Origin of the sequence: Brevibacterium sanguinis (genome assembly GCF_039528855.1) — a bacterium.
Lineage (GTDB): Bacteria > Actinomycetota > Actinomycetes > Actinomycetales > Brevibacteriaceae > Brevibacterium > Brevibacterium sanguinis.
In genome coordinates, this window is sequence record NZ_BAAAMB010000009.1 from 39,819 (window position 1) to 63,904 (window position 24,086).

Genomic DNA, 24,086 nt, shown 5'->3' on the forward strand with positions numbered 1-24,086 from the left:
TCGTCCTCCGACGGTAGTCTGGGTGGCGTGCCAGCCGAAAATCGCCGACCCCGCAGACCGTCGCCGCTCGGCGGGCGGAAGCCGACGAAAGATGACCTCGCGCAGTTCGCCACCGACGATCCCGACGCCATCGACGATGTTCTCCCTGCCGGGACGGGAGGACTCTCCCTGCTCATCGTCGGCATCAATCCGGGACTGTGGACGGCGGCGGTCAATGCGCCCTTCGCCCGTCCGGGCAATCGCTTCTGGCCCTCGCTCCATCGCGGCGGGCTGACCGATCACCTCGTCGATGCCTCCCTCGGTCTCTCCGCCGAGGATGAGGAGCATCTGCTCTCCCGGGGCATCGGGATCACCAACCTCGTCGGGCGGGCCACTGCCCGGGCCGATGAGCTGACGAACGAGGAGCTGCGCGCCGGCGGTGCCCGCCTCGTCGCGCGCTTGGCCGATCTTCGGCCGGCAGCCGTGGCGATCGCCGGGATCACCTCGTTCCGGATCGCGTTCTCCCAGCCGAAGGCGACGCTCGGCGTTCAGGACACCTCCCTCATTCCCGGCTGGCCGGAGGACGTCGCTCTGCGCGTCGTACCGCAGCCGAGCGGCTTGAACGCGCATTACAACATCGCGGCCCTCGCCGACATCTGGCGGGAGACGTGGACTGCCATCGAGTCATGACCTCGCCGGGCTGACGACAGAGCCGTCGCCGGATCAGGGTGAGGATGCTGCTGGGGTCATGGTCCGTCCGCCCCGGGGCGCGTCGCCGCTGGCTGACCGAAGTGCTGCCGGCAGCGGGCGACGTAGGAGTCGAGGCCGCCGACGTGGCTGGCGTCGATGTCGGTGGCGGCGCCGGTCGGCTGCGCGGCGATGCGCTCATGGAACACGGCGTCGCGACCGCAGATCGTGCAGACTGCGGTGAGCTTCGTGACGTCCTCGGCGAGTGCCATGAAGGTCGGCAATGGTTCGAACGGTGCACCGTCGAAGGTCACGCAGAGGCCTTCGACGATGACCGTGGCGCCCGTGGCCAGGAGGTCGTCGACGACCGGGACGAGGTCGGGGCCGAAGAACTGCGCTTCGTCGATGGCGATGAGGTCGAAGTCCTCCGCTGCGGCCGCTGCGGCGAGGTCGGTGACGTTGCCGACGGGGATCGCAGGAATGTTGACCCCGATGTGCGAGGTGACGGCCGAGAGTTCGGCGCGGGTGTCGAGGGAATGGCTGATGACAAGCGCATTGACGCCGGCGATGCGGGCACGGCGGACACGGCGCATGAGCTCTTCGGACTTGCCGGAGAACATCGGACCGGTGATGACTTCGAGGCGGCCGACCGGGGGCGCAGCGCTGGCGTGCATGGGATCAGCCTAGCCCGAGGCGGTGACACACGGTGGTCGGACCGGTCCCCACCTCGTCGGACCGGGACGCGGCCTCAGTTGCCCTGACCTTGGTTGCCCTGACCTCAGTTGTCGACGGTGACCGTCTTCGAGTCCACGTCCACGGTGACCTCGGTGTCGGCATTGCCGTCCTCGTAGTCGAACTGGTACTCGATGCGATCGTCGTCGGATTCAAGCTTCCAGCTCGTCAGGCGCCCTGTGCCCTGCCCGGCGGCGAGGCCGAGCGCCTCGTCGAACGTCATCGGCGAGCTGAGGTCGATGGCCTGCTCGGAGTCGTCGGTGGTGTCCTCGTCGCGGCTGACGACATCGCCGGAGTCCGCATCGACCGTGACGTCGTAGTCCGTCGTGCCGGAGAGGATCTTGACTTCGTACTGCCACGCGTCGTCACGGCGGTCGTGGTCGAGTTCGATGGCGTGGACGGTGCCGTCGCCGACGTCGGTCTGCGCTGCGGTGATCGCATCCTCGGGGGTCACCTGCGGCTGGACCCGGCTCAGGTCGGCGTCGGCCGACAGTGCGGACTGGCCGGACTGGTCAGTCTGCTCGGACTGGTCGGCTTGGGCAGACGGGTCGGCGGGTGCGCTCTCCTCAGCCGATTCGGAGCTCACCGCTCCGGCCTGCGTCGGCTGGCTCGACGCGGCGTCTGCAGTCTGGGATTCGGCATTCCCGCCGGCGCACCCGGTCAGGGCGAGGCTGAAGGCGAGCGTGACGACAGCGGCGAGGTAGGTCGGCTTCGCAGTCTTCATACCAGTCACGGTAGCAATGCGGCCGGGAGCCCGTCAGGAAAATAAGAGAACTATCATCGGATCGACCCGAGTCGGCAGGATCAGTCGAGGCAGAACTCGTTGCCCTCGGGATCGGCCATGACGATGAAACCGGTCTCCATCGGCGGTTTCGGTTCGAACCGCTGCAGACGTTCGGCCCCGAGGGCGACCAGCCGATTGCATTCGGCTTCGAGGGCGTCCATCCGATCGGCACCCTGCAGTCCGGGTGCGGCACGGACGTCGAGGTGGATACGGTTCTTCACCGTCTTCTCCTCGGGGACCGTCTGGAAGAACACCCGCGGGCCGCGCCCGGCCGGGTCTTCGATCGCGGCGCGCATGTCCTCCGGTCTCATCTCGACGCCGAGTCCCTCGAGGAACTCCCTCCACGCGTCGAACGGATCCTGCCCGTCGGCAAGCGAGGCCCCGGGCGGCCCGGGGATGACGTAGCCGAGGACCTCCGCCCAGAACCTCGCGAGGAGGATCGGGTCATGACAGTCGACGGTGATCTGCACGGAACGGCTCATGATGTCTCCTCATTGAGAGTCTGGCGCGTGTAGAAGGTCGCTGGTGCTGACTGTAGCCGACCCCACTGACACGACAGCGCCGCCGCGTCCCACGCATGACGCATGGGTGACGGTCATGTGCCGCAGAATCCGACGTCCACGGTCCGCACCGTCGCACCGCGTAACCGCTGCCGCTGCCGAGCAACCCGGTCGGAAGAGCCGCATGTCCTGTGTCTGCACCGACGACCGGCAAACCACCGACAACCAGCGAGTCTCCGCGCGAGCTGAGTCTTCCTGCGAGTCCACCGCCGAGCTCTGTCTCAGATGGCGCGCGCACCGCGACCCCGCGTAAAATCGCCACGGCCCTTTTCCCACCCACCCTCTGGAGGACTGTTTGACCACGCAGGAACACGACCTCATCATGCACATCGGACACGACGAGATCGTCATCCGCCAGCGCTACCAGATGATCAGCATCGCCAACGATGTCCTCATCGGCCTGTGGTTCCTCATCGGCAGCTTCATGTTCTTCTCCGACTCGCTCATGTTCGCCGGCACGTGCCTCTTCGTCCTCGGCAGCATCGAGATGCTCATCCGCCCGGTCATCCGCTTCGCCCGCCACATCCACCTGCAGAAATTCCGCACCCCGGGCACGCTGACGACCGAATCGTCCTACGACTACTGAGCCACCGCCGGCCACGTACCACCGGCCACTCGACACCGACCACCCACCACTGGTCTCGCGACACCGCCCACGCTCAGGCGTCGGCGCCAGCCGCGCTCAGGAGTCGGCGCCAGCCGCGCTCAGGAGTCGGCGCCAGCCGCGACGATGCGGCCTCTGTCGAGAGTGACGATCCGATCGGCGACTGATCCCGCCCACCGCTGGTCGTGGGTGACCGCGATGACGGCTCCGCCTCGCCCGCAGAAGTCCGCGACGACATCGGTCAGCCTCGCCATCGCCGCCGCGTCCCTGCCCTGTGTGGGTTCGTCGAGCAGGAGGACCGCCGGTTCCGTGATGAGCGCCGAGGCGATGACGACGTCCTTCCGCCGCGCAGTCCCGAGGTCGAATGGATGGGCCTCGGCCGCCTCGGTGAGGCCTAGCGTCGCCATCGCCGAGGCGACCGCCGCTGCCCGCTCCGCGACGACGGCCTCACGCTCACGCCTCCGATGTCGGGGCAGGGGTGCGGCTCGCCGCAGCTCGCTGGCGACCGTCGAGGCCGAGAGCTGGGTGCCCGGATCCTGACCGACCCACCCGAGGTGCGCGGCTCGCCGGCACGCGGGCATGCCCGGCAGCACGATGTCCTCGCCGAGGCGGTGCACCGTCATCGCACCCGTCACCGTGGCACCGCGGCCGAGGAGGCCGAGGAGAGCGCGCAGCAGCGTCGACTTCCCGGCACCGTTCGCACCGGTGAGCGCGAGGAGTTCACCCGGATGCAACCGGAGATCGACGCCGTCGAGGATCACCGCCTCACCCCGTTCCACCCGCAGCCTCTCGATCGTGAGCACGGGCGCCGGCCGCGGGGTCTGCTGTCCGTCGTCGGGAAGAGCAGGCTTCGGCTCATCGGATTCGGAGGCGAGGGCCGCTGCACCTGGGGACCGGGCGGACGCACGCGCCGGCACCGATGTCCACACGCCGTGCCCGGCAATCGCGGCGTCCCCGAGCGAGGCCGGTTCCACCGCGGCGCCCAGCGTGCCCGAGGAGAGGAAGCTGACTGCGTCACAGGCCTCGGCGACGTCGTCGAACTGATGCCCGGTGAGGAGGACCGCGCCCCCGGAGTCCGTGTGGGCGCGCAGCCCGGCGATGAGACTCCGGCGCATCCTCGGATCGAGTGAGAGCGCGGGCTCGTCGAGGACGAGGAGCACGGGGTCGAGGGCGAGGAGACCGGCGAGCGCGACGAGCTGCCGCTGTCCACCGGAGAGCGTGTCGAGGCGTCGGACCCACAGTTCGCCGAGGCCGAATGCGCTGAGCGCGGCGGCGGCCGCCACCCGCGCGCGGTCGGCGGTCACGCCGTGGAGTCGGCTCGGCAGCTGCACCTCGTCGCCGACGATGCTCGTCATCCCCGACAGCTGCGCCTCGGGATCGTCACCGAGCATGACGGCGCTGTCGGTGACGACCGCGTGGCCGGTCACGGTCGCCTGCTCGGCGAGGAGCCCGACGGTGAGCCGGGCCAGTGTCGAGATCCCTGAGCGCTGCGGACCGAGCACCGCGTGCATCCGTCCGGGATCGAGCCGCAGGCTGATGTCGGTGAGCGCCGGCGCCTGCGCAGCCCGGTACGTGACGTCGACCCCGGCGAGGTCGAGCACGGCGCTCATCCTCGACCTCCGAGGAGCGTGTCGGCGCTCGGCAGGGGCAGGAAGCCGGCCACCGAGGTGACGATGAGGGCGACGGTGAGGAGGGGGCCGCCTCGGCGGATGAGGGACTGGACCCGGTCGTCGCGGTGATCCTGCAGGTCAACGGCGTGGTCGGAGCGGGCGAAGCCGCGCTGGTCGAGGACCTCATGGCGTTGGTCGACGCCGACGAGCAGGGCGGTGAAGAGGCCTGCGACGATGCGCGGGAGGAGCCGGATGCGCGTTCCCCAGCGGTGCGTCGGCCATCCGCGGGCGGCAAGGGCGTCGAGGACGTCGGTGGTGCGTCGGCGCACAGTCGGGATGAGGCTGAGCGCGGAGGCGCAGATGTAGGCCACCGCTGCGGGCAGGCGGAGGGCGATGAGGCCGTCGAAGAGCCGCGCCGAGTCGTTGCCGAGCCCGAACAGCGCACCGAGGGCGATGAGCGCGGTGACCCGCAGCCAGATCTGGGCCGCGATCGCGAGGCCTTCGACGGTGACGCGAACGGCCCCGGACTGCCAGAGCACGGTCACCGCCGTCCCGGGGTAGAAGAGGCCCTGCACGAGGCCGACGACGATGAGCAGCGGCAGGCTCAGGCCCGCCACCGTCAGCGCCCACCGGATCAGAGAGACCCTCCTCGTCGCCACGGCGGTGATGAGCGTGCCGAGGATGACGGCGGCGGGGACGACAGGTGACGGAATCCCGAACACGAGGAAGAGGGCGCAGACCATGACGATGAGGTCGGTGGCCGGGTGCCAGCGGGTTCGGGATTCCGGGATCGCTGTCGCCATTCAGCTCGGACGGTGGGCGCGCGCCTGCGGGGGACGGCTGTGTTCGGTGAACGGGTACCTGTCGAGGATCCGGCGGGGCAGGGTGCGGAGGACGAGGTAGGCGAGGCCGAAGATCAGCGCCTTGTCGATGATGTCGGAGACGATGCTCTGGGCGAGAGTCGCCGCGAGCATCTCCTGTCCGGCCGCTTGGAGGATCGCGACGATGCCGCCGGTGCCGGCCCCGAGTCCGCCGCCGAAGACGTAGGCGGCCACCGGGGCGCCGAGGGCTGCCGCGGGGATTCCCGCGAGCGCACCGGCGAGCACCGCGAACCAGGGGGTGCGGAAGGCGCCGAGGCGGGCGGCCCATCCGGCGGCGGCGCCGATGAAGGCAGCGCCGGTGGTGAAGGCGATGACGCTGGGGTTGAGGGTCACTCCCCAGATGAGGTTCGAGATGATGCCGGTGAACGCTCCGGCTGCCGGTCCGGCGAGAACGCCGATCATCACGGTGCCGATGGAGTCGAGGTAGAGCGGGATCGGGGTGAGCGTGCCGACGACCTGGCCGATGACGATGTTGAGCGCGATGGCCACGGGGATGAGCGCGATGATGCTGCGCGGAATGAGCGGCAGGGTGCCGGCCGCCAGGAGGATGCCGCCGGCGAGGTACCCGACCATGACCCACAGGGTGGTGTGGCCGAGGTCGGTGCCGAGGTTGGCGGGCTGGGTGAGGAGGACGACGAGGTAGGTCGCGAGGATGACGGCGGTGCCGAGGACGGTGAGGGTGAGAGTGATGGGGGTTTGTCCGGGACCAGTCGGTGCGGCTGGCCCCTGCCCAGACAGGGTGCGGGTGGTCGTGTCTCTAACCATGGTGTGGTCCCTTCTTCAGTGTGGCGCCGAGGTGGTCGAGGAAGAGGTCGGCATCGATCGAGCGGATGATCTCTGCGTTGGGTTCTCTCCCCCACCGCCCCAGCCAGTCGGCGACGGTTTCGCCTCGTGTGAGTGTACCGGTGAGTTCGACATCGACCGGTGCTGTGGCACTGCGCGCCCAGGGCAGGGTGCTCTCCGGCGGCTCGGGTTCGCGGGCCCATGCGAGGGCGCAGGCGACGACGAAGGGGTCGTGGATGTGGGCGAGGTAGCCGAGTCCGTCCCATTCGTGGAACTCGAAGTAGAAGCGCAGGGCCTCGCCGAGTTCGCGGAGCACTGTGTGCCACCGATCGTCCTCATCGCCGGTGAGGATGGCCGCCCAGCGTTCGGGGGTCATCGCCACGGCTTCAGTGGCTTCGATCGGGGCGATGACGGGCAGAGCGATGTCGGGGCGCTCGTGACGGGCCCGGTCGAAGGCCGCGAGGACGGCGGCGGTCGATTCGGGGTCGAAGGTGACGTTCCACTCCGTCGTCGGGTGCGTGTTGCCGCGGTAGTTGAAGGCCCCGCCCATGATGAAGAGGCGTCGGAGCAGGTGAGGCAGCCGGGGTTCGATCTCCAAGGCGAGCGCGAGGTTCGTCGACGGCCCGATGACGATGCCGATGAGCTCGCCGGGGTGTGTGCGGGCGGCGTCGACCCACGCCTGTGCCGCCGAGGTGGGGCTGAGCGGCACCGTCGGTTCCGGCAGGGTGGCGTAGCCGGCACCGGTCTGGCCGTGGGTGAGATCGGCGTACTCGATGTCGGCGGTGTCGGGCTCCCCCACCGCCGATCCGGATGGCATCTGTGCGGCCGTTGATCTCTGGCGAGCCAGCGGCAGGGCATGGCCCGCGTGAACAGGGATGTCGTCGGCTCCGGCGAGCGTGAGCCATCTCCGCGTGTTCTCGACGACCTGCGCAGTGGGAACGTTCCCGCCCGAGGCGGCAATGCCGACGACATCGACGTCGTCCTGGCACAGAAGATAGGCGAGCGCGAGCGCGTCGTCGATGCCCGGGTCGCAGTCGAGGAAGAGCGGCAGAGTCATACGTTCATTCTGCCGGATCGGCAGAAGTGAGCATTTTTCCAGTCCGGCTGCCGAGGGACTCCGCGCAGCCTGTCCGCACAGCCCCTCTGCACACCCTGCTGCCGTGTCTCCCGCGCGGTCCCCCGCCGGTTCGCCTCACCATCGGCGTTGTCTCCTCCAGTTCCCGCACGGCTGCGTGGATCCGCGCCGCACGAACTGACAGCAGAGGTAGATGTCGGACGGTGCGTTCTGCCCGTCCGCGGTGTCAGCACGCGCCGGATCCATCGGAAGCGCACCAGCGGCCTCGAGCTCCTCAACGCTCATGCGCGTGCCGATGGCCTCGGCCAGAGGACCGCGCATGAGCAGCGGTCGCTGTGCGAACGCATACGCATTGAGGAACATCTCGCAGTCACAGCAGCATGCGCCCATGCTGCCCAGACGTGCGAGGAGAGCTGTCGCCCGTGGTGCCGTGCTGTCGCGGAAGCTCTCGGCGAAGCGGTGCGTGCCGTTGCAGCCGAACTCCCCGAGCTGTCGGAAGACGTAGCACACGAGACATTCGCCTGGTCGGGGATTGAGGATGCGAGCCGACGCCGTGTCGATGACCTGCCTGATCTCTGGGTTCTCCGTGATGTTGTCCATGACCTCACGGTGCCATCCGGCACTGACATGAGAGAGATTCAGGTCACAGGGAGTTTCGAGTCGCGTCCGATTCTCCTTCCCCGGTGTGCGATTGCTCGAGCCGTCCGCACCGGCCGCTGCCCGGGACAGCGCATCGGGCGCGGTCCACGCGCGATCGGAGGAACCGGCGTCGACGACCACCGCCGCTCCATAGACTGGGGTGATGACCACTCTCGTCATCGGTGAGGCCCTCATCGACATCGTCTCGACTCCCGACGCACCCGACAGGTACGCCCCCGGAGGTGCGCCGGCCAATGTCGCACTCGGCCTCGGTCGCCTCGGTGACGAGGTCGCCCTGCTCACGGACCTCGGCGATGACTTCCACGGCGGATTCGTCCTCTCCCACCTGCGGGCCTCGAACGTCACCGTCCATGCAGCCCCTCAGGGTGCGACCTCGACGGCGCGCGCGACCCTCTCCGCCGACGGGTCGGCCGAATACGACTTCCACCTGCGCTGGAATCCCGATTCGACGCCGGTCGCAGAGGAGCCGTGGGAGGCCATCCACATCGGCTCGATCGCCGCATTCCTCCCACCCGGGGCGGCGACGATCGACGCCCTGCTCGACGACCGTCACCCGTCCACGCGACTGGTGACGTTCGACCCGAACATCCGCCCGACGATCATCGGCGAGCAGACGGCGGCACTCGCCCGATTCGAGGACCTCGCCGCACGCGTCGACGTCGTCAAGCTCAGCGACGTCGATGCCGAGTGGCTCTACCCCGACCTCGCTGAAGAAGCACAGGTCGATCGTCTGCTCGGCCTTGGTCCGGACCTGGTGGCGATGACGCGCGGAGGTGAGGGCGCAATCCTGGCGACCGCCTCGGCGCGGGTGACGGTGGCTTCGGCTCGGGTCGACGTCGCGGATACGATCGGGGCCGGGGACACGTTCATGGTCTCCCTCATCCACGATCTGCATGCCGCGACGTCAGCGGTGTCCGACCTCGGCACTGCGGAGCTGACGTCATTGGGCGACAGGGCGTCGGCGTTGGCCGGGATCACCGTCGGCCGTACCGGCGCCGATCTTCCGTGGGCTGCGGATCTCACGAACTGAGGAATTCGCCGAGCTGTCGCAGGCAGATGTCGTGGCCGTTGCGGTGGCCGTCGATCATTCCCTGACCGACGAAGGAGACGACCTGGTCGACGAGCTCGACTCTGGTGCCTGTCGAGGTGGCCGTCAGGGTCCAGGTGATGATGGCGGTCGAGAGGATCTCATCGTCTTTGGTGAGAGTCTCGGTGGTCACGATGTGACGCTTCGGCATGACAGCGCAGTACTGCCCAGTCGATGCGAACTCCAGTGCTCCAGGCGCCCCGCAACGGGCGCGGATCGATCCACCGGGGCGGAATTCGTCGATGTCGCAGATCATCTCCTCCCCTTCGGGGACTCCCCACTGCACGCGCTGATCTGTATCGGCGAAGGCGGTCCACACCGCAGAGACCGGGTGTTCGATTTCAGCACCGAGGCTGATCGTCGCGGTCACAGGTGCGCCCTGATCGTCTGCGAGCTCACTCACCGAAGAACACCACCTGGTTCCCGTCCGGATCGGCGATCGGGAGAATGCGGCACGAAGAGCCGGGAATGCCATTCGGTCGCTTGCTCCTCACTGCCGACGCTGATGCCGGCCATGAGTCCGCTCACCATGATCGCTCCTTCGGAATCAGTGTTGGGTTCAAAGCGATTGCATTCTGCAACTGCTTATTCCATGGAACCACACCTCGAAGGATCGGACAACAGAATCGTCCCAGCGACCTCCGCACGGCAATCCTCCGATCATCGGCGCCGGCCGCAACCAGGTTCGACGACCGACTCAGCTTCCGGCGATCTCCGCGTCGACAGCAGCCTGCAGCCGTTCTGAAGCGCGCGGTGAATCCGGATCGGGACGCGGAACGCCGAGGTGAGTCTCCCTCAGCTCCTCCATGAGGCCGGAGACGAGCTGGGGGTCTTCGGTCATGAGTCTGGATCGGATCGTCAGCTCCGGTGTGGTCTCTCGGTGGGTCATCCCCCAGGTTCCGAGTGCAACCATGACCGGCAGGGTCTGGATCCCCGCCTCGGTGAGCGAGTATTTCGCCTTCTGACCGCGGACCGCCTCCGCCTTGGTCAGGAGCCCTTCGTCCACGAGTTTCCTCAGTCGGCTGGCGAGCATGTTCGAGGCGATGCCCTCGTTGTTCTGCGTGAGCAGCTCCCGGAAGTGGCGGCGACCGCCGAAGACGATGTCGCGGAGGATGATGAGGCTCCACGAATCGCCGAGCACCTCGACGGCGGCATTGATCGCACAGCCCGACCGCGGTTGCCCAGCCACGCATCCTCCCTCAAGTGATTGTGTTCTGCAAGTGCATCATCCTACGCTGGGTTCCATTGTCACCGACAATCGACCTGCTCCGGAGGACAACGATGTTCCGCACGCGCATTCACAATCTCTTCGTCTCCCTCGACGGCTTCGCCGCGGGCGATCACGTCACCTTTGATGAGCCCATCGGCGGCGCAGCGGCTCTCTTCTCCCGCTTCGACGGTCGCGTCATCATGGGCGTCGATCGCGCTGATGCTCCGATCACCGTCGACCGTGCGCTCTTCAGCATGTGGGGGCAGGGCATCGGCGCCGAGATCATGGGCCGGAAGAAGTTCGGGCCTCAGGCTGGACCGTGGCCCGACGACGGCTGGCAGGGGTGGTGGGATGATGCGCCGCCGTTCGCGACTCCGTGCTTCATCCTCACCCACCACCCCCGGCCGCCCATCGAGTTCGCCAACGGCACCGTCTTCCACTTCATCGACGCCGACCCCGCCACGGCCCTGGAGACGGCGAGGGCCGCCGCGGGCGGACTCGATGTCCGGCTCGGCGGCGGCCCGTCGACGATCAGGCAGTTCCTCGACGCCGACCTCGTCGACTTCATGCACACGATCACCGTGCCGATCGTCCTCGGCACCGGAGTGCGATTGTGGGACGATCCCGGCGTTCTCGACGAGCGCTTCGCACTCGAGTCGGTGAGCACGCCCAGCGGGCTGACTCACCGGCTGTGGAATCGGCTCAGCTGAGCGCCTCGGCGAGCGGGGTCGCACCGTCGTAGAAGTTCACAGTCTCCCGCACGTCGGCGTCATTGGCGATGACGTAGGTGATGACATCGGCGACGAGCTCACGCGACGTCTCCGCTTGCCCCTCACCGGGGGTGCGGCCGTCGATGTCACCGCGTTCATCGGCGATGACGACGGCGCCCGGCGAGGGATCGAGGGTGAGATGCCCGGGCCCGAGGATCGTGTAGTCGAGCGGGCTCTCACGCAGGTAGGCGTCCGCGCCGTGCTTGGCCTCGACGTACGGGTAGAACGCGTTCGACGGGTCGACGCGGTCGAGGTCGATGCCGACGGTGGCGTAGGAGACCATGACGAAGCGCTTGACTCCGGCCTGTTCGGTCGCGTCGATCGCGCGCTTGGCGGCCTCGAGGTCGACGGCCTTGGTCCGCTCGGGGCTGCCACCGCCTGCTCCCGCGGAGAAGACGATCGCCGCAGCGCCGGCGAACACCTCGGCGAGGGCATCGGTGTCCGCGGTTTCGATGTCGAGGATCACCGGATGCGCCCCGGCGGCTTCGACGTCACCGGCCTGGTCGGGGTTGCGGATGACCGAGTCGACGGCGAAGCCGGCGGCCGTGAGCTTCGGAGCCGCCAGCAGGGCGACCTTCCCGTGTCCGCCGAGGATGACGACGCGACCTGAGTCCGACATGTGCTTGCTCCTTCGTTGACGTTCAGTGGTGCCCACCGATGGGGCGTGCCCACAACAGCCGCGACCGGCGCTCATTTATTCCGCCGAGGCGACCCGGCGTTTGGTGCCGATCGCGTGCGATCGCTGTCATTCCGGGGAAGGGACGGGCTGAAGATTTCTGTGCGCGGCGCCTCTCAAACCGGCTCTGCCGGAGCACAATGGGAGGCATGACGATCACTGAGCTCTTCGCCGATGTCGCCAAGCGTCCCCTCGAGACGATCGAGAACCTGCCGACGCTCACCCCCGAGGAGCTCAACGCTCACCCCGGGTCCCATCCCAATTCGGTCGCGTGGCTGCTGTGGCACATCGGGCGCGAGGTCGATGTCCAGCTCGCCGGCCTCACCGGGGAGGATCAGGTGTGGGAGCGGTTCCGCGACCGCTTCGACCTCGGTCCGATCGGCGACACCATCGGCTACGGGCACACCCCCGAACAGGCCTCGGAGATCGTCGTGAACGATCAGGGACTCCTCGTCGACTACGCCACCGCTGCCCTCGGTGCCCTCATCGACTACGCGAACCGGCTGAGCCCGGAGGACTTCGACGTCGTCATCGATGAGCATTGGACTCCCCCGGTGACCCGCGGCGTCCGCCTCGTCTCGATCGTCGACGATGCCGCCCAGCACGCCGGGCAGGCGGCCTATGCCGCCGGGATGCCGCGCTGACCTCGGCTGATCCTTCTACGCCAATCCGACGAGCGTCGGGATCGCGATCGGACCGGCGCCGAAGACCGCGATCACCGCGGCAAGCGTGAGGAGGAAGAGGTCGTACTCCCATCCGTTGTCGGCGGCCCAGTACTTGCTGTGCCACCGGAAGTTCTGCATCGAGATCGTGATGAGCATGAGCACGACGACGCCGATGCCGGCGAACTGGGCGAGCACACCGGTGGCGAAGGACAGGGCAGCGGCGAACTCCGCGATCGGCACGAACCAGGCCAGCGGCAAAGGCAGGCCGTCGTTCTTCGCGAAGCGGCGCACATCCTTGAGCTTGAGCAGCGATTCGTGGAAGAACGTGAAGGCGAGCAGACCGCGCACCAGGAGCAGGACGACGGCGATGACGAGCGACGGCGCGGTGAACACGGCAGACCCCCTTCTACGCGGACGGCTGACCCGACGCAGTCTACGCGCCGATCACACTGCCTGCGCCTCGACGATGAAGAGCGGATCGGTTCCGACGAATGGTCGACGTGACCAGGAACCCCACACCTCGGTGACGGTGAACCCGGCTGCGGTCAGCTGTGCTTCCAGCGTTTCCCTGGTGCGGAAGACGAAGGTCTCGTCCTCGACGAGGACCTCATCGGTGTCGACGAAACGATTCGAGAACCGGACGTGGATGCGACCTTCGCCGAGGTCGTCAACGTCGGCCCATTCCTCCAGCGGCCCGTGTCCGGTCATCCGCGTCGTCGCCTCGGGCTGCGACCACGTCTCCCACGCGCGAGCGCTCGGATTGCGGCTCTCGAAGGCCAGGACTCCACCTGTGCGCAGTGCAGCGCGGACATCGAGGAGAGTGCCCTGCCAGTCGGGGTCGCTGATGTGCTGGGCGACGTTTCCCGACATGATGGCGAGGTCGAAGCGCTCGGCCGGGACCGCAGTCGAGTCGCCGTTGATCCATTCGACGCGCTGTCCTTCATCTCGACTCGCTGCGAAGGCGATCATCGCGGCCGACGGATCGATTCCGAAGACTCGGCGTCCGTCCTCGGCGAGCGAGCGCGTGAGCAATCCCGTCCCGCAGCCGAGGTCGAGGATCCGTCGGGCACCCACTCGGTGAGCGAGCGCACGGAAGTACTCGTGGTCGGCGCCGCCGGGATTGTCGCTGTCATAGAGCTCGACGATCCACGGATGGAAGTCACCCAACATCACTTGCCAGCGAACTTAAACGTCGTCCACGGCCAGGACGGAGCGGCTGCTCGGCCGTCCGCATCCATCGCACCTCCCCGTCGACGACGGTGTCGGTGGCGTTCATGCCGAGGTTCTCCGCGATCCGCTGCGAGGCCGTGTGGGCGGGATGGATATGGGCGATGATCTCACCGACTCCGTCATCGACGAGGTCGGTCATCAGCATCGTCGTCGCACGCGTGGCGATGCCCTGCCGTTGCCACGGGGTTCCGACCACCCAGGCGATCTCCGCAGTGCCGCCGGCATCGGTGACGGTCGCCTGGACATAGCCGACGGGCTGACGCTGATCACCCCATTCGATGATGAGGTTGATCCATTCCTCGCTGCCGCCCGATGAGCGTCCGCGCACTTGGGCGGCGTACTGCTTCACCAGGGCCTCGCGGGTCGGCGGGTGGCCGCCGGTGAACTCGTAGAGCGCGGGATCGGCGAGGACTGCGGCCATCACCTCGGCGTCCTCGACCCGCAGCGGACGCAGCTCAATCCTGGTCATGATCCCACTCCCTCCGCAGCAGCCCGTAGACCCAGGAATCGGAGACCACACCAGCCACGATGCAGTCCTCGCGCAGAGTCCCCTCCCGGCTAAAGCCGAGCCTCTCGAGCACGCGGGCCGAACCGATGTTGCGCGTGTCGGCTTCGGCCTGCACACGATTGAGGTCGAGGGCATCGAACGCCCATGCCAGCAGGGCGCGGGCCGCCTCGGTCGCGTAACCGCGTCCCCAGACCTCCTCGGCGAAGCAGAATCCCAGGGATCCGCTCCGGAAATCGGGGTTCCAGCTGTTGAACGTGACCCAGCCGATGAACGCGGCGTCTGCGCGCCGCTCGACGGCCACCCGTGCGCCGGTCCCGTTCTCTGCCATGCTCCGGCAGCCGGCCATGAAGCGCGCGATCATCGCCCGGTCGGTCCACGTGGGCGAATCCCAGTACTCGAGCACCCGCGCATTCGACTGCAGCGCGTAGAGCGCCTCGGCGTCGGCATCAGCGAACGGACGCAGGCGAAGACGGTCCGTGGTGAGCGTCGGGGTCGGGAGCATCGTTGTCGGCGATGACATGGGTTCATCGTGTCACATCCGCTGGGCTCACAGCCGATTCCCGGCCCACCGGCGTCGTCGGTCCCTTGTGTGCACACGCACCGTGAACTAGGTTGAAGCCGTAACGAGCAGCAAGATGCCTTGCACATCTGCTGCCAGCCGGGGACAACCTCGGCGACGCTCTGCGGAAGGAATCCCATGGTCGACTCAGCACAGGACCGCCAGCCCACTCCGGACCCGGCGGAGAACAACGCCTACTTCCCGTCGCCGTACTCGTTGTCGCAGTACACGGCGCCGACGACCGATTTCGACGGCCTCGGCACCGACGAGACGTACACGGGCGGCAAGTGGAAGGTCCTCGTCATCGCCACCGACGAGCGCTACATGCTCATGCAGAACGAGACGTTCTTCTCCACCGGCAACCACCCGGTCGAAACGCTCCTGCCGATGTACCACATCGCCCAGGCCGGCTACGGGATCGACATCGCGACCCTCGACGGGGAACCGGGCAAGTTCGAATGGTGGGCCTACCCGAAGGACGATGAGGCCGTCACCGCGGAATGGGAGGCGACGAAGGAGGCGTTCAAGGCGCCGAAGAAGCTCACCGAGGTGCTCGAACAGGGTCTCGACGACTATGCGGCGATCTTCATCCCCGGCGGTCATGGTGCGATGAACGGCATCCCCTTCAGCGCTGTCCTCGGCGAGACCCTCGACTACTTCCTCGACAACGACCGGCTCATCATCACCCTCTGCCACGGCCCGGCAGCGCTCCTGGCCTCCGGTGTCGGCCGCGATGAGAACCCCTTCGCCGGATACCGGATCGTCGCGTTCCCGGACACCCTCGATGAGGGTGCGAACATCGAGATCGGCTACCTGCCGGGCAAGATGCCGTGGGCTCTCGGAAAGGCGCTGACGAAGGCGGGCATCGAGATCGCCAACGAGGACATGACCGGAGCGACGACGCGCGACCGCAATCTCCTCACCGGCGACAGCCCGCTCGCGGCGAACCAGCTCGGAAAGGACTCCGCGAAGGCGCTGCTCGAGCAGTTCGGGAACTGACACCGGTCGAGCGCCGTCGCCAGTCCCGGGGCACTCAGCTGCGGGGCGCTCAGCTCGCGGCGGCCTGTCGCGGGGCACACTGTCCCGGGGCGCTCAGTCCCGGCGCTCTCTGTCCCGGGGCTCTCAGTCCCGGGCCAATGTCATATGGAGCAGCGGATACGGCAGTCCGGCGGCGTCGACGGGGCTGCGTCCGGTGACGGTGAAGCCGCGACTCAGATAGAACCCGTAGGCCTGCTCATTCTGCTCGTTGACGTCGACGGCCGTCACGTCCTCGGCGGAGATGACATGGTCGAGAAGCCTCGTCCCGACTCCCTCGCCTCGGTGGTCGGCGTCGACGAAGAGCATCTCGAGGCTGCCATCGGCGGTGCCGGCGAAGCCGACGGCGACTCCGCCGCGCTCGGCGACGGTGAGACGGACATGCGGGAAGTAGTCCGAGGCCAGCCGCTCCTCGATGGCGTCGCGGTGGTCAGCCGCGAGGAAGTCGTGCGTCGCGAGCACCGACGAACGCCAGATGTCGACGAGCCGCGGGTAGTCCTCGGCACCTCGTGCCGGGCGGATGAGCAGGGAGCTGGCCATGCCGACCAGCGTAGTCGACCGCAGAGGCTCACCTGCGCACAGTCCCCGACCGTCCCGCGCCGAGGACGGTGCTGAGACTGAGTCCGGCAAGCACGATGACGAGGACGGCGCTCAATCCGATCATCGCCGTCGTCGACGGCAGGACGGTGACCGCCAGGCCCAGGCCGACGACGGGGACGATGAGACCGAGGTAGGCGACGAGGAAGAGACCGGCCAGGGCCGCTCCGCGACGGTCCGCCGAGGTGGTCGCGAGGATCGTGCCGACCGCGCCCTTGAAGAGGAAGCCGGCCCCGGCACCGGCGACCGCGCCCCCGACGAGGAAGAGCACGAGGCTGGCCGAAACCGTGCCGGCGACGAGGAAGCCGAAGCCGAGGATCTCGGCGAGCGCGCCGAGCCGCAGCCGCACCGGGGGTGCCATCCGCTGGGTCGCGGTCTGGGCGAGCGCGGCGGCGGCGAAGACGACGAACGTCACCGCACCGGCGATGAGTCTGCTGGGTTCGTGGAGCGCCTCGGCGAGGAACTCCGGGGTCACCGAGGTGAAGACACCGAAGACGGAGAAGGCCGCCAGTGCCGCAACGGCGGCCTGCCAGAAGCCGCCCCCGGCCCCGGCCCCGCCGGGAAGCTGGGGCCGGTAGCTCGGACGCGACGGCTGCACGTCGACGGTCTCGGGGGCAAGGGCGACGGCGACGATCGACGCGATGAGGAGGACGAGGAACACGAGGTAGGGCACGACGAGGGGGCCGGTGACGTATTGGGCGAGGAAGCCGGCTATCAGCGGCCCGAGTCCGAGCCCACCGATGTTCGCAGCGATCGAGACGACCTCGGAGCGGGCGGAGTCGGTCGCGTGCGGGCGGTGGCGGCTGTGGAGTTCGTGGAGGTGCGCCGTCGCCGTGGCGGTGAGCATGCCGATGCCCAGTCCCGAGATGAACCGGGCGGCGATGAGCCCGGGCAGATCCGGCCAGAGGAGGAAGATGACCGCCGAGGCGGCCTCGAGGGCGAGCGCGGGAATGATGATGCGCTTGCGGCCCACCCAGTCGGAGATGTGGCCGACGAGGATGAGGCTGATGACGACGCCGACGGCATAGACGGAGAAGACGATGGTGACGACGAACGTCGAGAAGCCGTCGCGCTCGGCGTAGAGCGGGTAGAGCGGGGTCGGCAGGGTCGAGTACGCCATGCCGATGAGGAAGGCGGCGGCGACGAGCCAGAAGCCGAGGCCATGTCGGGTGCTCGTCGTCATGGGCGTGCTGTGCAGTGTCGTCGTCATGCGGGGTCGTGCCTCTCGGTCGTCAGGGGCGCCCATTGAAAAGGGCTGCTTACACTGTCCACCCGAACAGTCATCGTGTCCAACGAATAATTCGGATAGGAGAAATCGTCCTGTGCGATAATTGGTGGATGGATCTTCGCCAACTCGAGTACTTCGTCGCTGTGGCGAATGCGCAGAGCTTCACCCGTGCCGCCGAGTCCCTCCACGTCTCGCAGTCGACCGTCTCAGCGGGGATCAAGGCCCTCGAGCGGGAGGTGGGCGTGCCGCTCATCATCAGGACGACGCGGCAGTTCCATCTCTCCCCCGCAGGAGAGGAACTCCTCGTCCGCGGACAAGGGCTTCTCGCCGACGAGCAGGCCGCGCTCGCGGCCGTCCGGCAGGTCGACGGGGTCGTCAGCGGTCGGCTCCGCCTCGGTGCGCCGACGTTCGAGCCCCCGTTCGATCTCCCCGAACTCCTCGCCCGCTTCCGGCAGCGCTACCCGGCGGTCGAGCTGCAGCTGATCTCCTCCCCGACTGGGTCGGTGGGGATGCGCCAGGACGTCGTCGACAACCAGCTCGATGCGGCGTTCTCCTCGGATGCCGCGCCCCATCCGGCGCTGTCGGTGCGCGAGATCGCGCGCACTCCGGTCGTCCTCGTCGTCGCAGGCGACCATGAGCTGGCGTCCAGGCGCTCCGCGACGCTGGCCGACATCGCGGCCGAACCGTTCATCGACTTCCCACCGGGATTCGGGCTCCGCGCGATCGCCGACGAGGCCTTCCGCAGGTCGGGACTGCGCCGCTCGGTCATGGTCGAATCATCGACGGCGGCGATGATCCTCGCGTTCGTCCGCAACGGCCTCGGCATCGCTCTGCTCCCCGAATCCGCTGTCGGCGAGCAGCCCGGAATCGTCACCCTCTCCCTCAGCGACGCCGACCTGACGTGGACCGTCTCACTCATCTGCCATGCGCGCCGGTGGCAGCCTCCCGCCCTCGGCGCTCTCATCGGACTCCTCGATGACGCCGAGGCGGAGGACGGCGGCAGCAGCGGCAAAGCCGCCGGCCATGGGAGTCCAAGCAGAGCCGAACATCGCTGACGTGATCGAACAGTCACCTTGTCGGGTGGAGACGCCTCGGCGACGGGCATAGACTGGCCGCGCGCTCCGGCACAGGAGCGATCCCCATCGGCTGACCGACGGGTCTCATCCACGGCTCGCTGCGTCGGCTCGGGAAGCCACTCGCAGGAAGGACAGACCCCATGTACGCATTCTCCAGCCCCTCGCACTACGTCCAAGGGAAGAACGTCATCGCCGACCTCGCCGACCATCTCGCACCCCTCGGCACCACTCCGCTGCTCATCGCCGACGACACCGTCTGGGGTCTCGTCGAAGCACCGATCGAGAAGAGCTTCACCGACGCGGGCATCGACGTCGTCCGCGAGTCATTCAGCGGCTTCGCCACCCCCGAGACGATCGACGGACTGGTCGAGCGCATCCGGTCGGGCGGTCATGATGTCATCGTCGGCCTCGGCGGAGGTTCGGCGATCGATTCGGCCAAGGCCGCCGGGCACAAAGCCGGCATCAAGTGGGCATCGATTCCCACCGCGGCGTCCTCGGATGCTCCCACCTCGGGGCTGTCGGTCGTCTACACCGCTGACGGCGAGTTCCTCGAGTACCGCTTCTTCCACAAAAACCCCGACCTCGTCCTCATCGACACCCAGCTCGTGGCCAACGCACCGGTGAACTTCCTCATCGCCGGCATCGGCGATGCGCTCGCGACCTGGATCGAAGCGCGGGCCACCGCACGCGGCACCGGTGAGACGATGTCCGGTGGGCGCCCGACCCAGGCGGGCACCGCGCTGGCGCATCTGAGCTGGGAGATCCTCCACGAGAACGCCCTCGCAGCGATCGACGCGGTCAACGCGAAGACTGTCACCCCGGCCCTCGAGGCCGTCGTCGAGGCGAACACCCTGCTCTCCGGTCTCGGCTTCGAGGCCGGCGGCCTGGCGGCTGCCCATGCGATCCACGACGGGCTGACGGCGGCTCCGCAGACCCTCGGTCTCGCCCACGGGCAGAAGGTCAACGTCGGCACTCTCGCCCAGCTGATCATGGAAGGCGCCGATGCCGAGGAGATCGAGGACTTCATCGAGTTCACGACCCGTGTCGGTCTGCCCAACACGCTCACCGAGGTGGGGCTGAGTCCTGATGACGCGAAGGAGCTTGAGGCGGTGGCGAAGGCGGCGACCGTGCCCGAGGAGACGATCCACAACATGCCGTTCCCGGTGACCCCGGAGATGGTCGTCGACGCCCTGCGCGCGGTCGAATCCGTCTCGCGCCGGGTGCGGGCTGACCGCGGGCTCCCCGAGCCGAAGAAGTACGAAGCGAAGGGGCACTGAGCCTCTTGTGCCCTGCCCGCACTGAGCGGACTCCTCGATAGGTCGACGTGATGCGAACCCCGGCGTTGTGATGTCGGGGTTCGTGTGCGTCGATGAGTTCGTGCGAGACTGTGCGTCGTGATTCCAGGCACCGTCAACGAACTCTCCGCCCATGATCGGATGATCCTCGACTTCGAGCGATCACCGTCATCGGCGGCCACCCGCATGGTTCTGTGCCGACGCATCGAACTGGCCGTCGAGAGGTATTCCGCGGTGCTCGAAGGACTCGCTGACACCGACGCGGCATTCGGCTACGCCCCGGATGTCGTCACTCGCATCCGCCGACTGCGGTCGGAACGCTTCGCCTTCGAACGACGGAAGGGCCGCTGGCGCTCGTTCATGCCGTAAGACGCTCGTTCATCCGGTACCGCGCTCAGCCGAAGGTCTTGCGAAGCGTGGCCACCGAGATGTGCGGCCAGCCGACGATCCCCTGGTCCGGCATGAGCAGGATGCGGAAGTTGAGGACGCACATCTGCGCGTATTGGATCTGCATGATCGTCGGCTGATCCGGATGGGTGAGCCGCTCGACCCACATGGTCGCGTAGACGAGCGTGGTCTGCGCATTCGGCCCTTTGTCTCCCGTCGGTACTCCCCCGAGCAGAAAGGGCGAGTTCGTCAGGCCTCCGTCGGCGAGTTGCGGTTCGACGGTGACGTGCGGGCCGTACGGATCGTTCCGGTGTCTGCGGAAGCCGACCTTGGCCTGCGTCATCACGTTGATCGCGACCCCATCGATCGAGTAACCGGCCTCGACTTTGTCATGGATATCGGCCTGGAGAAGGCGAATGGGATCGTTGACGACATCCTGCATCGGCACGCCGAGGATCTGGTCGGGAAGCGGTGGCTCCGGCGGGTGCGTGTTGTAGGGAGTGCGGGGGTTCTCCGGGCCTTCGGCGATGCTGAGGTCGAACTGCTGGAACGGTTTGAGGTGATCGGTGCGTGAGGTCCCGGCCTCCGAGCTGCCGGCCGCGTTCATGATCGCTTCCTCAGGCGGTGTCACCCCGGTGATCGGGGTGCTGTTGAAGGAGAGGAAGTCCGAGTATCCGTACGGCTGGTCGCCGATGGGAAGCACCGGTGGCGCACCGGAGAACGGCACGACCGTTCCCTGGGCGATGAGGGTGTTGCCGTGCGGGATCGACGACATGCGGTAGACGATCTGCCCGTTCGAGGGATTGCGCAGGGGCGGATACTCGGCCGGCGGTTGGATCATCCACATGCCGGGTTCGATGTGCAGCGCGCTGTGGGTGTCCTTGTCGCTGACCTTGTGCAGGTAGGTGAGGCCGTGGAGATCGACGCCGTCTCCGCCGCAGGCACGGTTGGGCACCGGTGAACCGATCGGCGTGACGTCGTAGGTTTCCTCGGTCTGGTTGAGCTGGAGATAGAGATTCGCGTGCCCGGAGTAGTCAGGTCGGGAGATCAGGTTGAATCCGTGTCCGCGCCAGGACCCCGCGAGTTCCTGCAGACCGCCCAAACATGAGAGCACATTGCTGTTGTCCGGGCTGAAGCGAACCGTTGACTCCGACATCGCGCACTCTCCTTCGAGGAAACCGGATTTCTCGGATCGAGCGGGCACGGCGGTCAGCCGCCGTCCGGGTCACCGCACTCTTCGGCCCCGGTGCTGCATCCGAGGAAAGCCATCTTGCCACATGTCTGCATCGGCTGAACAGGTCTGCTCGGGAGAGCTCGGGCACCGAACAGCGTTCTTCCCGGCGAAGGTCCATCGCCGGGAAGAGCACCGTGCGATGGGGTCAGCCGGACACTGAGCGAACGATCTCCGCGATCCGCTTCTCCGTGGCGGCATCGACGGTCTCGAAGTACCAGGCCGCAGGCATGAGAGCCCCGTCTTCACCACCGGCGGGGTTGAACGGAGCCTTCTCGGTGAGTGCGAGGTTCAGCCGTTCGTCGTTGCGCAGGGTGATGAGCGCCGGAGTGCTCGCGGAGGCGGCGTACGCGGGCATCCCGTACCAGATCCGGGGTTTGAGCTCCGGTGCAGTCGCCACGATGAGGTCGTGCACCTGCTGCATGGTCGAGCGTCTCGGCTCATCCATGGCTGCGATCTTGTCGATGACCTGGCTGAGGTTCTTCTCATCCTTCGATGACATGTCGTGTCCTTTCATCGGCCGATGTCGAGCATCGGCGGGCAGCAGTCGGCGCGATAACGCGCCGCACCCCATCCGGACATGTCCTGAGGATCTCAAGCCTCTCCGCGATGATTCACGTGGTCCTCACGTGGAAGTGCAGGAGGTGACGCTGAGCGTCACCGAGTTCAGTCTAATCGACACTCATCCTTCGGCCATGGCACGTCCGCAGTCCGCGGTATGCCAGCCAAGCTGTGCGGATGACCCTCACCGCAGCCGAAGCAGCCCCGCCTGCGTCGGGTGGAACCAGTCAGACAAGCTCAGATGCTCTCGTGACAAGTTGCGGAAGATTCCTGGGAAAGTACGTTGCGGTTGCGCTTTTCAAGTCAGCCTGTGACCACCATCGCCACCGTGTCATCGCCACACGTTCCAGCTCCGTCCATCCCCCGCTTTGCAGTGCTGAGGCAGCAGTGACTCGCGCGGCGAAGAAGTGTTCAGTCTGATGGACTCGTTCGCCATGGTTGAGGAAGTTCGCAACTCGGCGATGGAACGGGCCCACTATCGACAATTCAGTCAGTCCGGTTTCTTCACGCAACTCACGCGCGGCAGCGTCGTTGAGAGACTCATCATGCTTTACGCCACCGCCCACCGTGAACCAGAATCGCACGATGTCGTCACTATCTGAAAGATCGCGTCCCTCGAAAAGCAACACACGTGACGAGGGATCCAGCAAGATCACGCGCGCTGCGGTACGAGTTGGGATGCCCATCGAAAGACAGCCTATTGTGTTTGCACACCAGCTGTGTAGAACCGATCAAATTAGACACCGAATAGTCGCCGGCTCGATTGAGTACAAGCACGACGAGAACTCAGTCACCCTTCCCACGGGGTGCGTCACTGACGATTTACATTGAACTGGCACTCCACCACAAACCCAAACATCGAGCACGCTGGTCAGCGCCAACGTTGATCGTTTCCTCGGGCACGCGTCATGCGACTTTCAGCGGCGTGATCGCGGCGACCTTGTCCCGCAGCGTCCGACGTTCGATCCGCAGCTCGTAGTTCGACTGCAGGTTCATCCAGAATTCTTCCGAGGTCCCGAAGTACCGTGCCAGCCGAATCGCCGTGTCTGCGGTGATACCCCTCTTGCCGTGCACGATCTCGTTGATTCGGCGCGGCGGCACTCCGATAGACACGGCAAGCTTGTTCTGGGTGATCCCGAAACCCTCGATGAAGTCCTCCATCAGGATTTCTCCCGGATGGACAGGCTCGATCAGGTCATTCTCAATGGTAGTCGACGAGTTCGACATCGTCCGCTCCTCCCTCTCTCCAGACGAAGCAGATGCGCCATTGCGCGTTGACCCGGATGCTGTGCTGACCCGCACGATCGCCGGCGAGTTGCTCCAGACGATTCCCTGGCGGGATCCTCAGATCCTCGACATCGTTCGCCGCGTGGATCAATTCGAGCTTTCGAAGAGCCGCTCGTTGGACCATCCGGTCTACGCGTTTGACGTACTGCTCATGCCAGATGCGCTCGGTGTCCTTGCTGCCGAACGATCTGATCATGGAACAAATATATAACGGACTTCGTCAATAACGCTAGACGTTAAACAAAAACTCTACCGGGTTCCGGCACGAACAGTCATCAGATTGTCGCCCGGCGACACCGTCCCCTTTCAGTCGGCGCCACAGGGCCAGC

At 67.0% G+C, this 24,086-nt stretch carries 31 protein-coding genes; 9 read left to right on the plus strand and 22 right to left on the minus strand.

Annotated elements, in window-relative coordinates:
* Nucleotides 1-27: 27 nt before the first annotated feature.
* Complete coding sequence (locus tag ABD154_RS10485) at nt 28-669, plus strand: mismatch-specific DNA-glycosylase (RefSeq protein ID WP_344251211.1); 642 nt, start codon at nt 28-30, stop codon at nt 667-669.
* Between the two features lie 56 nt (nt 670-725).
* Here the strand turns inward: ABD154_RS10485 and ABD154_RS10490 are convergent, their stop codons facing one another.
* The 3 genes from ABD154_RS10490 to ABD154_RS10500 all read right to left on the minus strand — a co-directional run bounded on the left by ABD154_RS10490 (nt 726) and on the right by ABD154_RS10500 (nt 2,664).
* Complete coding sequence (locus tag ABD154_RS10490; protein WP_344251212.1) at nt 726-1,340, minus strand: thymidine kinase; 615 nt, start codon at nt 1,338-1,340, stop codon at nt 726-728.
* A 104-nt stretch (nt 1,341-1,444) separates the two neighbouring features.
* Complete coding sequence (locus ABD154_RS10495) at nt 1,445-2,122, minus strand: PepSY domain-containing protein (protein ID WP_344251213.1); 678 nt, start codon at nt 2,120-2,122, stop codon at nt 1,445-1,447.
* An 80-nt stretch (nt 2,123-2,202) separates the two neighbouring features.
* Nucleotides 2,203-2,664, minus strand: a complete 462-nt coding sequence (locus tag ABD154_RS10500) for a VOC family protein (protein WP_344251214.1) — start codon at nt 2,662-2,664, stop codon at nt 2,203-2,205.
* Nucleotides 2,665-3,037: 373 nt separating this feature from the next.
* On the opposite strand from ABD154_RS10500, the gene ABD154_RS10505 reads away from it, so the two are divergent.
* Nucleotides 3,038-3,328 carry a YrhK family protein gene (locus ABD154_RS10505; protein WP_198498475.1) on the plus strand — a complete coding sequence of 97 codons (291 nt, stop codon included), beginning with the start codon at nt 3,038-3,040 and terminating at the stop codon, nt 3,326-3,328.
* 119 nt (nt 3,329-3,447) lie between these two features.
* Here the strand turns inward: ABD154_RS10505 and ABD154_RS10510 are convergent, their stop codons facing one another.
* From ABD154_RS10510 to ABD154_RS10530, 5 genes are all read right to left on the minus strand, one after another.
* Complete coding sequence (locus ABD154_RS10510) at nt 3,448-4,956, minus strand: ATP-binding cassette domain-containing protein (RefSeq protein WP_344251215.1); 1,509 nt, start codon at nt 4,954-4,956, stop codon at nt 3,448-3,450.
* Nucleotides 4,953-5,759, minus strand: coding sequence for an energy-coupling factor transporter transmembrane component T family protein (locus ABD154_RS10515; protein ID WP_344251216.1), 807 nt, complete (start codon nt 5,757-5,759; stop codon nt 4,953-4,955). The genes ABD154_RS10510 and ABD154_RS10515 overlap by 4 nt, the downstream gene beginning before the upstream one ends.
* Nucleotides 5,760-6,602, minus strand: a complete 843-nt coding sequence (locus tag ABD154_RS10520; RefSeq protein WP_344251217.1) for a histidine kinase — start codon at nt 6,600-6,602, stop codon at nt 5,760-5,762.
* Nucleotides 6,595-7,677 carry a nucleoside hydrolase gene (locus ABD154_RS10525; RefSeq protein WP_344251218.1) on the minus strand — a complete coding sequence of 361 codons (1,083 nt, stop codon included), beginning with the start codon at nt 7,675-7,677 and terminating at the stop codon, nt 6,595-6,597. The genes ABD154_RS10520 and ABD154_RS10525 overlap by 8 nt, the downstream gene beginning before the upstream one ends.
* A gap of 135 nt (nt 7,678-7,812) precedes the next feature.
* On the minus strand, nt 7,813-8,295 hold the full coding sequence (locus ABD154_RS10530) for a DUF2695 domain-containing protein (RefSeq protein ID WP_344251219.1): 483 nt from the start codon (nt 8,293-8,295) through the stop codon (nt 7,813-7,815).
* A gap of 202 nt (nt 8,296-8,497) precedes the next feature.
* On the opposite strand from ABD154_RS10530, the gene ABD154_RS10535 reads away from it, so the two are divergent.
* On the plus strand, nt 8,498-9,385 hold the full coding sequence (locus ABD154_RS10535; RefSeq protein ID WP_344251220.1) for a carbohydrate kinase family protein: 888 nt from the start codon (nt 8,498-8,500) through the stop codon (nt 9,383-9,385).
* Here the strand turns inward: ABD154_RS10535 and ABD154_RS10540 are convergent.
* Together ABD154_RS10540 and ABD154_RS10545 are read right to left on the minus strand one after the other, a co-directional pair.
* Entirely contained in the window at nt 9,375-9,845 is a 471-nt protein-coding gene (locus ABD154_RS10540) for an SRPBCC domain-containing protein (RefSeq protein WP_344251221.1), read from the minus strand. The two genes, ABD154_RS10535 and ABD154_RS10540, sit on opposite strands and share 11 nt — an antisense overlap.
* A gap of 294 nt (nt 9,846-10,139) precedes the next feature.
* Nucleotides 10,140-10,631, minus strand: coding sequence for a winged helix-turn-helix transcriptional regulator (locus ABD154_RS10545; protein ID WP_344251222.1), 492 nt, complete (start codon nt 10,629-10,631; stop codon nt 10,140-10,142).
* Nucleotides 10,632-10,723: 92 nt separating this feature from the next.
* Here ABD154_RS10545 and ABD154_RS10550 point away from each other — a divergent pair, with 92 nt between their 5' ends.
* A complete protein-coding gene (locus tag ABD154_RS10550) occupies nt 10,724-11,362 on the plus strand; it encodes a dihydrofolate reductase family protein (protein ID WP_344251223.1) in 639 nt (212 codons plus the stop codon).
* Here the strand turns inward: ABD154_RS10550 and ABD154_RS10555 are convergent.
* Nucleotides 11,355-12,041 carry an SDR family oxidoreductase gene (locus tag ABD154_RS10555; RefSeq protein ID WP_344251224.1) on the minus strand — a complete coding sequence of 229 codons (687 nt, stop codon included), beginning with the start codon at nt 12,039-12,041 and terminating at the stop codon, nt 11,355-11,357. The two genes, ABD154_RS10550 and ABD154_RS10555, sit on opposite strands and share 8 nt — an antisense overlap.
* A 206-nt stretch (nt 12,042-12,247) precedes the next feature.
* Here ABD154_RS10555 and ABD154_RS10560 point away from each other — a divergent pair, with 206 nt between their 5' ends.
* Complete coding sequence (locus tag ABD154_RS10560; RefSeq protein WP_344251225.1) at nt 12,248-12,742, plus strand: mycothiol transferase; 495 nt, start codon at nt 12,248-12,250, stop codon at nt 12,740-12,742.
* 15 nt (nt 12,743-12,757) lie between these two features.
* Here the strand turns inward: ABD154_RS10560 and ABD154_RS10565 are convergent, their stop codons facing one another.
* The 4 genes from ABD154_RS10565 to ABD154_RS10580 are packed head-to-tail and all read right to left on the minus strand — an operon-like array spanning nt 12,758 to nt 15,021.
* The gene (locus ABD154_RS10565; RefSeq protein ID WP_344251226.1) at nt 12,758-13,156 is read right to left on the minus strand and encodes a DoxX family protein; all 399 of its coding nucleotides are present in this window, start codon (nt 13,154-13,156) and stop codon (nt 12,758-12,760) included.
* A gap of 51 nt (nt 13,157-13,207) precedes the next feature.
* The gene (locus ABD154_RS10570; RefSeq protein ID WP_344251338.1) at nt 13,208-13,933 is read right to left on the minus strand and encodes a class I SAM-dependent methyltransferase; all 726 of its coding nucleotides are present in this window, start codon (nt 13,931-13,933) and stop codon (nt 13,208-13,210) included.
* Nucleotides 13,923-14,462, minus strand: coding sequence for a GNAT family N-acetyltransferase (locus tag ABD154_RS10575; RefSeq protein ID WP_344251227.1), 540 nt, complete (start codon nt 14,460-14,462; stop codon nt 13,923-13,925). The genes ABD154_RS10570 and ABD154_RS10575 overlap by 11 nt, the downstream gene beginning before the upstream one ends.
* The gene (locus ABD154_RS10580; RefSeq protein WP_344251228.1) at nt 14,449-15,021 is read right to left on the minus strand and encodes a GNAT family N-acetyltransferase; all 573 of its coding nucleotides are present in this window, start codon (nt 15,019-15,021) and stop codon (nt 14,449-14,451) included. The genes ABD154_RS10575 and ABD154_RS10580 overlap by 14 nt, the downstream gene beginning before the upstream one ends.
* A gap of 177 nt (nt 15,022-15,198) precedes the next feature.
* Between ABD154_RS10580 and hchA the strand changes: the two genes are divergently transcribed.
* Nucleotides 15,199-16,059 carry a glyoxalase III HchA gene (gene hchA / locus ABD154_RS10585; protein ID WP_344251229.1) on the plus strand — a complete coding sequence of 287 codons (861 nt, stop codon included), beginning with the start codon at nt 15,199-15,201 and terminating at the stop codon, nt 16,057-16,059.
* Nucleotides 16,060-16,182: 123 nt separating this feature from the next.
* On the opposite strand, the gene ABD154_RS10590 is transcribed toward hchA, so the two are convergent.
* Nucleotides 16,183-16,635 carry an acetyltransferase gene (locus ABD154_RS10590; protein WP_344251230.1) on the minus strand — a complete coding sequence of 151 codons (453 nt, stop codon included), beginning with the start codon at nt 16,633-16,635 and terminating at the stop codon, nt 16,183-16,185.
* Nucleotides 16,636-16,663: 28 nt separating this feature from the next.
* On the minus strand, nt 16,664-17,875 hold the full coding sequence (locus ABD154_RS10595) for an MFS transporter (protein ID WP_344251231.1): 1,212 nt from the start codon (nt 17,873-17,875) through the stop codon (nt 16,664-16,666).
* A 155-nt stretch (nt 17,876-18,030) separates the two neighbouring features.
* Between ABD154_RS10595 and ABD154_RS10600 the strand changes: the two genes are divergently transcribed.
* From ABD154_RS10600 to ABD154_RS10610, 3 genes are all read left to right on the plus strand, one after another.
* Entirely contained in the window at nt 18,031-18,975 is a 945-nt protein-coding gene (locus ABD154_RS10600) for a LysR family transcriptional regulator (protein ID WP_344251232.1), read from the plus strand.
* 161 nt (nt 18,976-19,136) lie between these two features.
* The gene (locus ABD154_RS10605) at nt 19,137-20,273 is read left to right on the plus strand and encodes a glycerol dehydrogenase (protein ID WP_344251233.1); all 1,137 of its coding nucleotides are present in this window, start codon (nt 19,137-19,139) and stop codon (nt 20,271-20,273) included.
* 117 nt (nt 20,274-20,390) lie between these two features.
* Nucleotides 20,391-20,660 carry a DUF3263 domain-containing protein gene (locus ABD154_RS10610; RefSeq protein ID WP_211977857.1) on the plus strand — a complete coding sequence of 90 codons (270 nt, stop codon included), beginning with the start codon at nt 20,391-20,393 and terminating at the stop codon, nt 20,658-20,660.
* 25 nt (nt 20,661-20,685) lie between these two features.
* On the opposite strand, the gene ABD154_RS10615 is transcribed toward ABD154_RS10610, so the two are convergent.
* From ABD154_RS10615 to ABD154_RS10635, 5 genes are all read right to left on the minus strand, one after another.
* On the minus strand, nt 20,686-21,834 hold the full coding sequence (locus tag ABD154_RS10615; RefSeq protein WP_211977858.1) for a heme-binding protein: 1,149 nt from the start codon (nt 21,832-21,834) through the stop codon (nt 20,686-20,688).
* A gap of 223 nt (nt 21,835-22,057) precedes the next feature.
* A complete protein-coding gene (locus ABD154_RS10620) occupies nt 22,058-22,411 on the minus strand; it encodes a DUF1801 domain-containing protein (protein WP_344251234.1) in 354 nt (117 codons plus the stop codon).
* A 286-nt stretch (nt 22,412-22,697) separates the two neighbouring features.
* A complete protein-coding gene (locus tag ABD154_RS10625; RefSeq protein ID WP_344251235.1) occupies nt 22,698-23,156 on the minus strand; it encodes an NUDIX hydrolase in 459 nt (152 codons plus the stop codon).
* A gap of 220 nt (nt 23,157-23,376) precedes the next feature.
* Entirely contained in the window at nt 23,377-23,697 is a 321-nt protein-coding gene (locus ABD154_RS10630; RefSeq protein ID WP_344251236.1) for a HigA family addiction module antitoxin, read from the minus strand.
* Nucleotides 23,672-23,953 carry a type II toxin-antitoxin system RelE/ParE family toxin gene (locus tag ABD154_RS10635; RefSeq protein ID WP_344251237.1) on the minus strand — a complete coding sequence of 94 codons (282 nt, stop codon included), beginning with the start codon at nt 23,951-23,953 and terminating at the stop codon, nt 23,672-23,674. The genes ABD154_RS10630 and ABD154_RS10635 overlap by 26 nt, the downstream gene beginning before the upstream one ends.
* Nucleotides 23,954-24,086 lie beyond the last annotated feature (133 nt).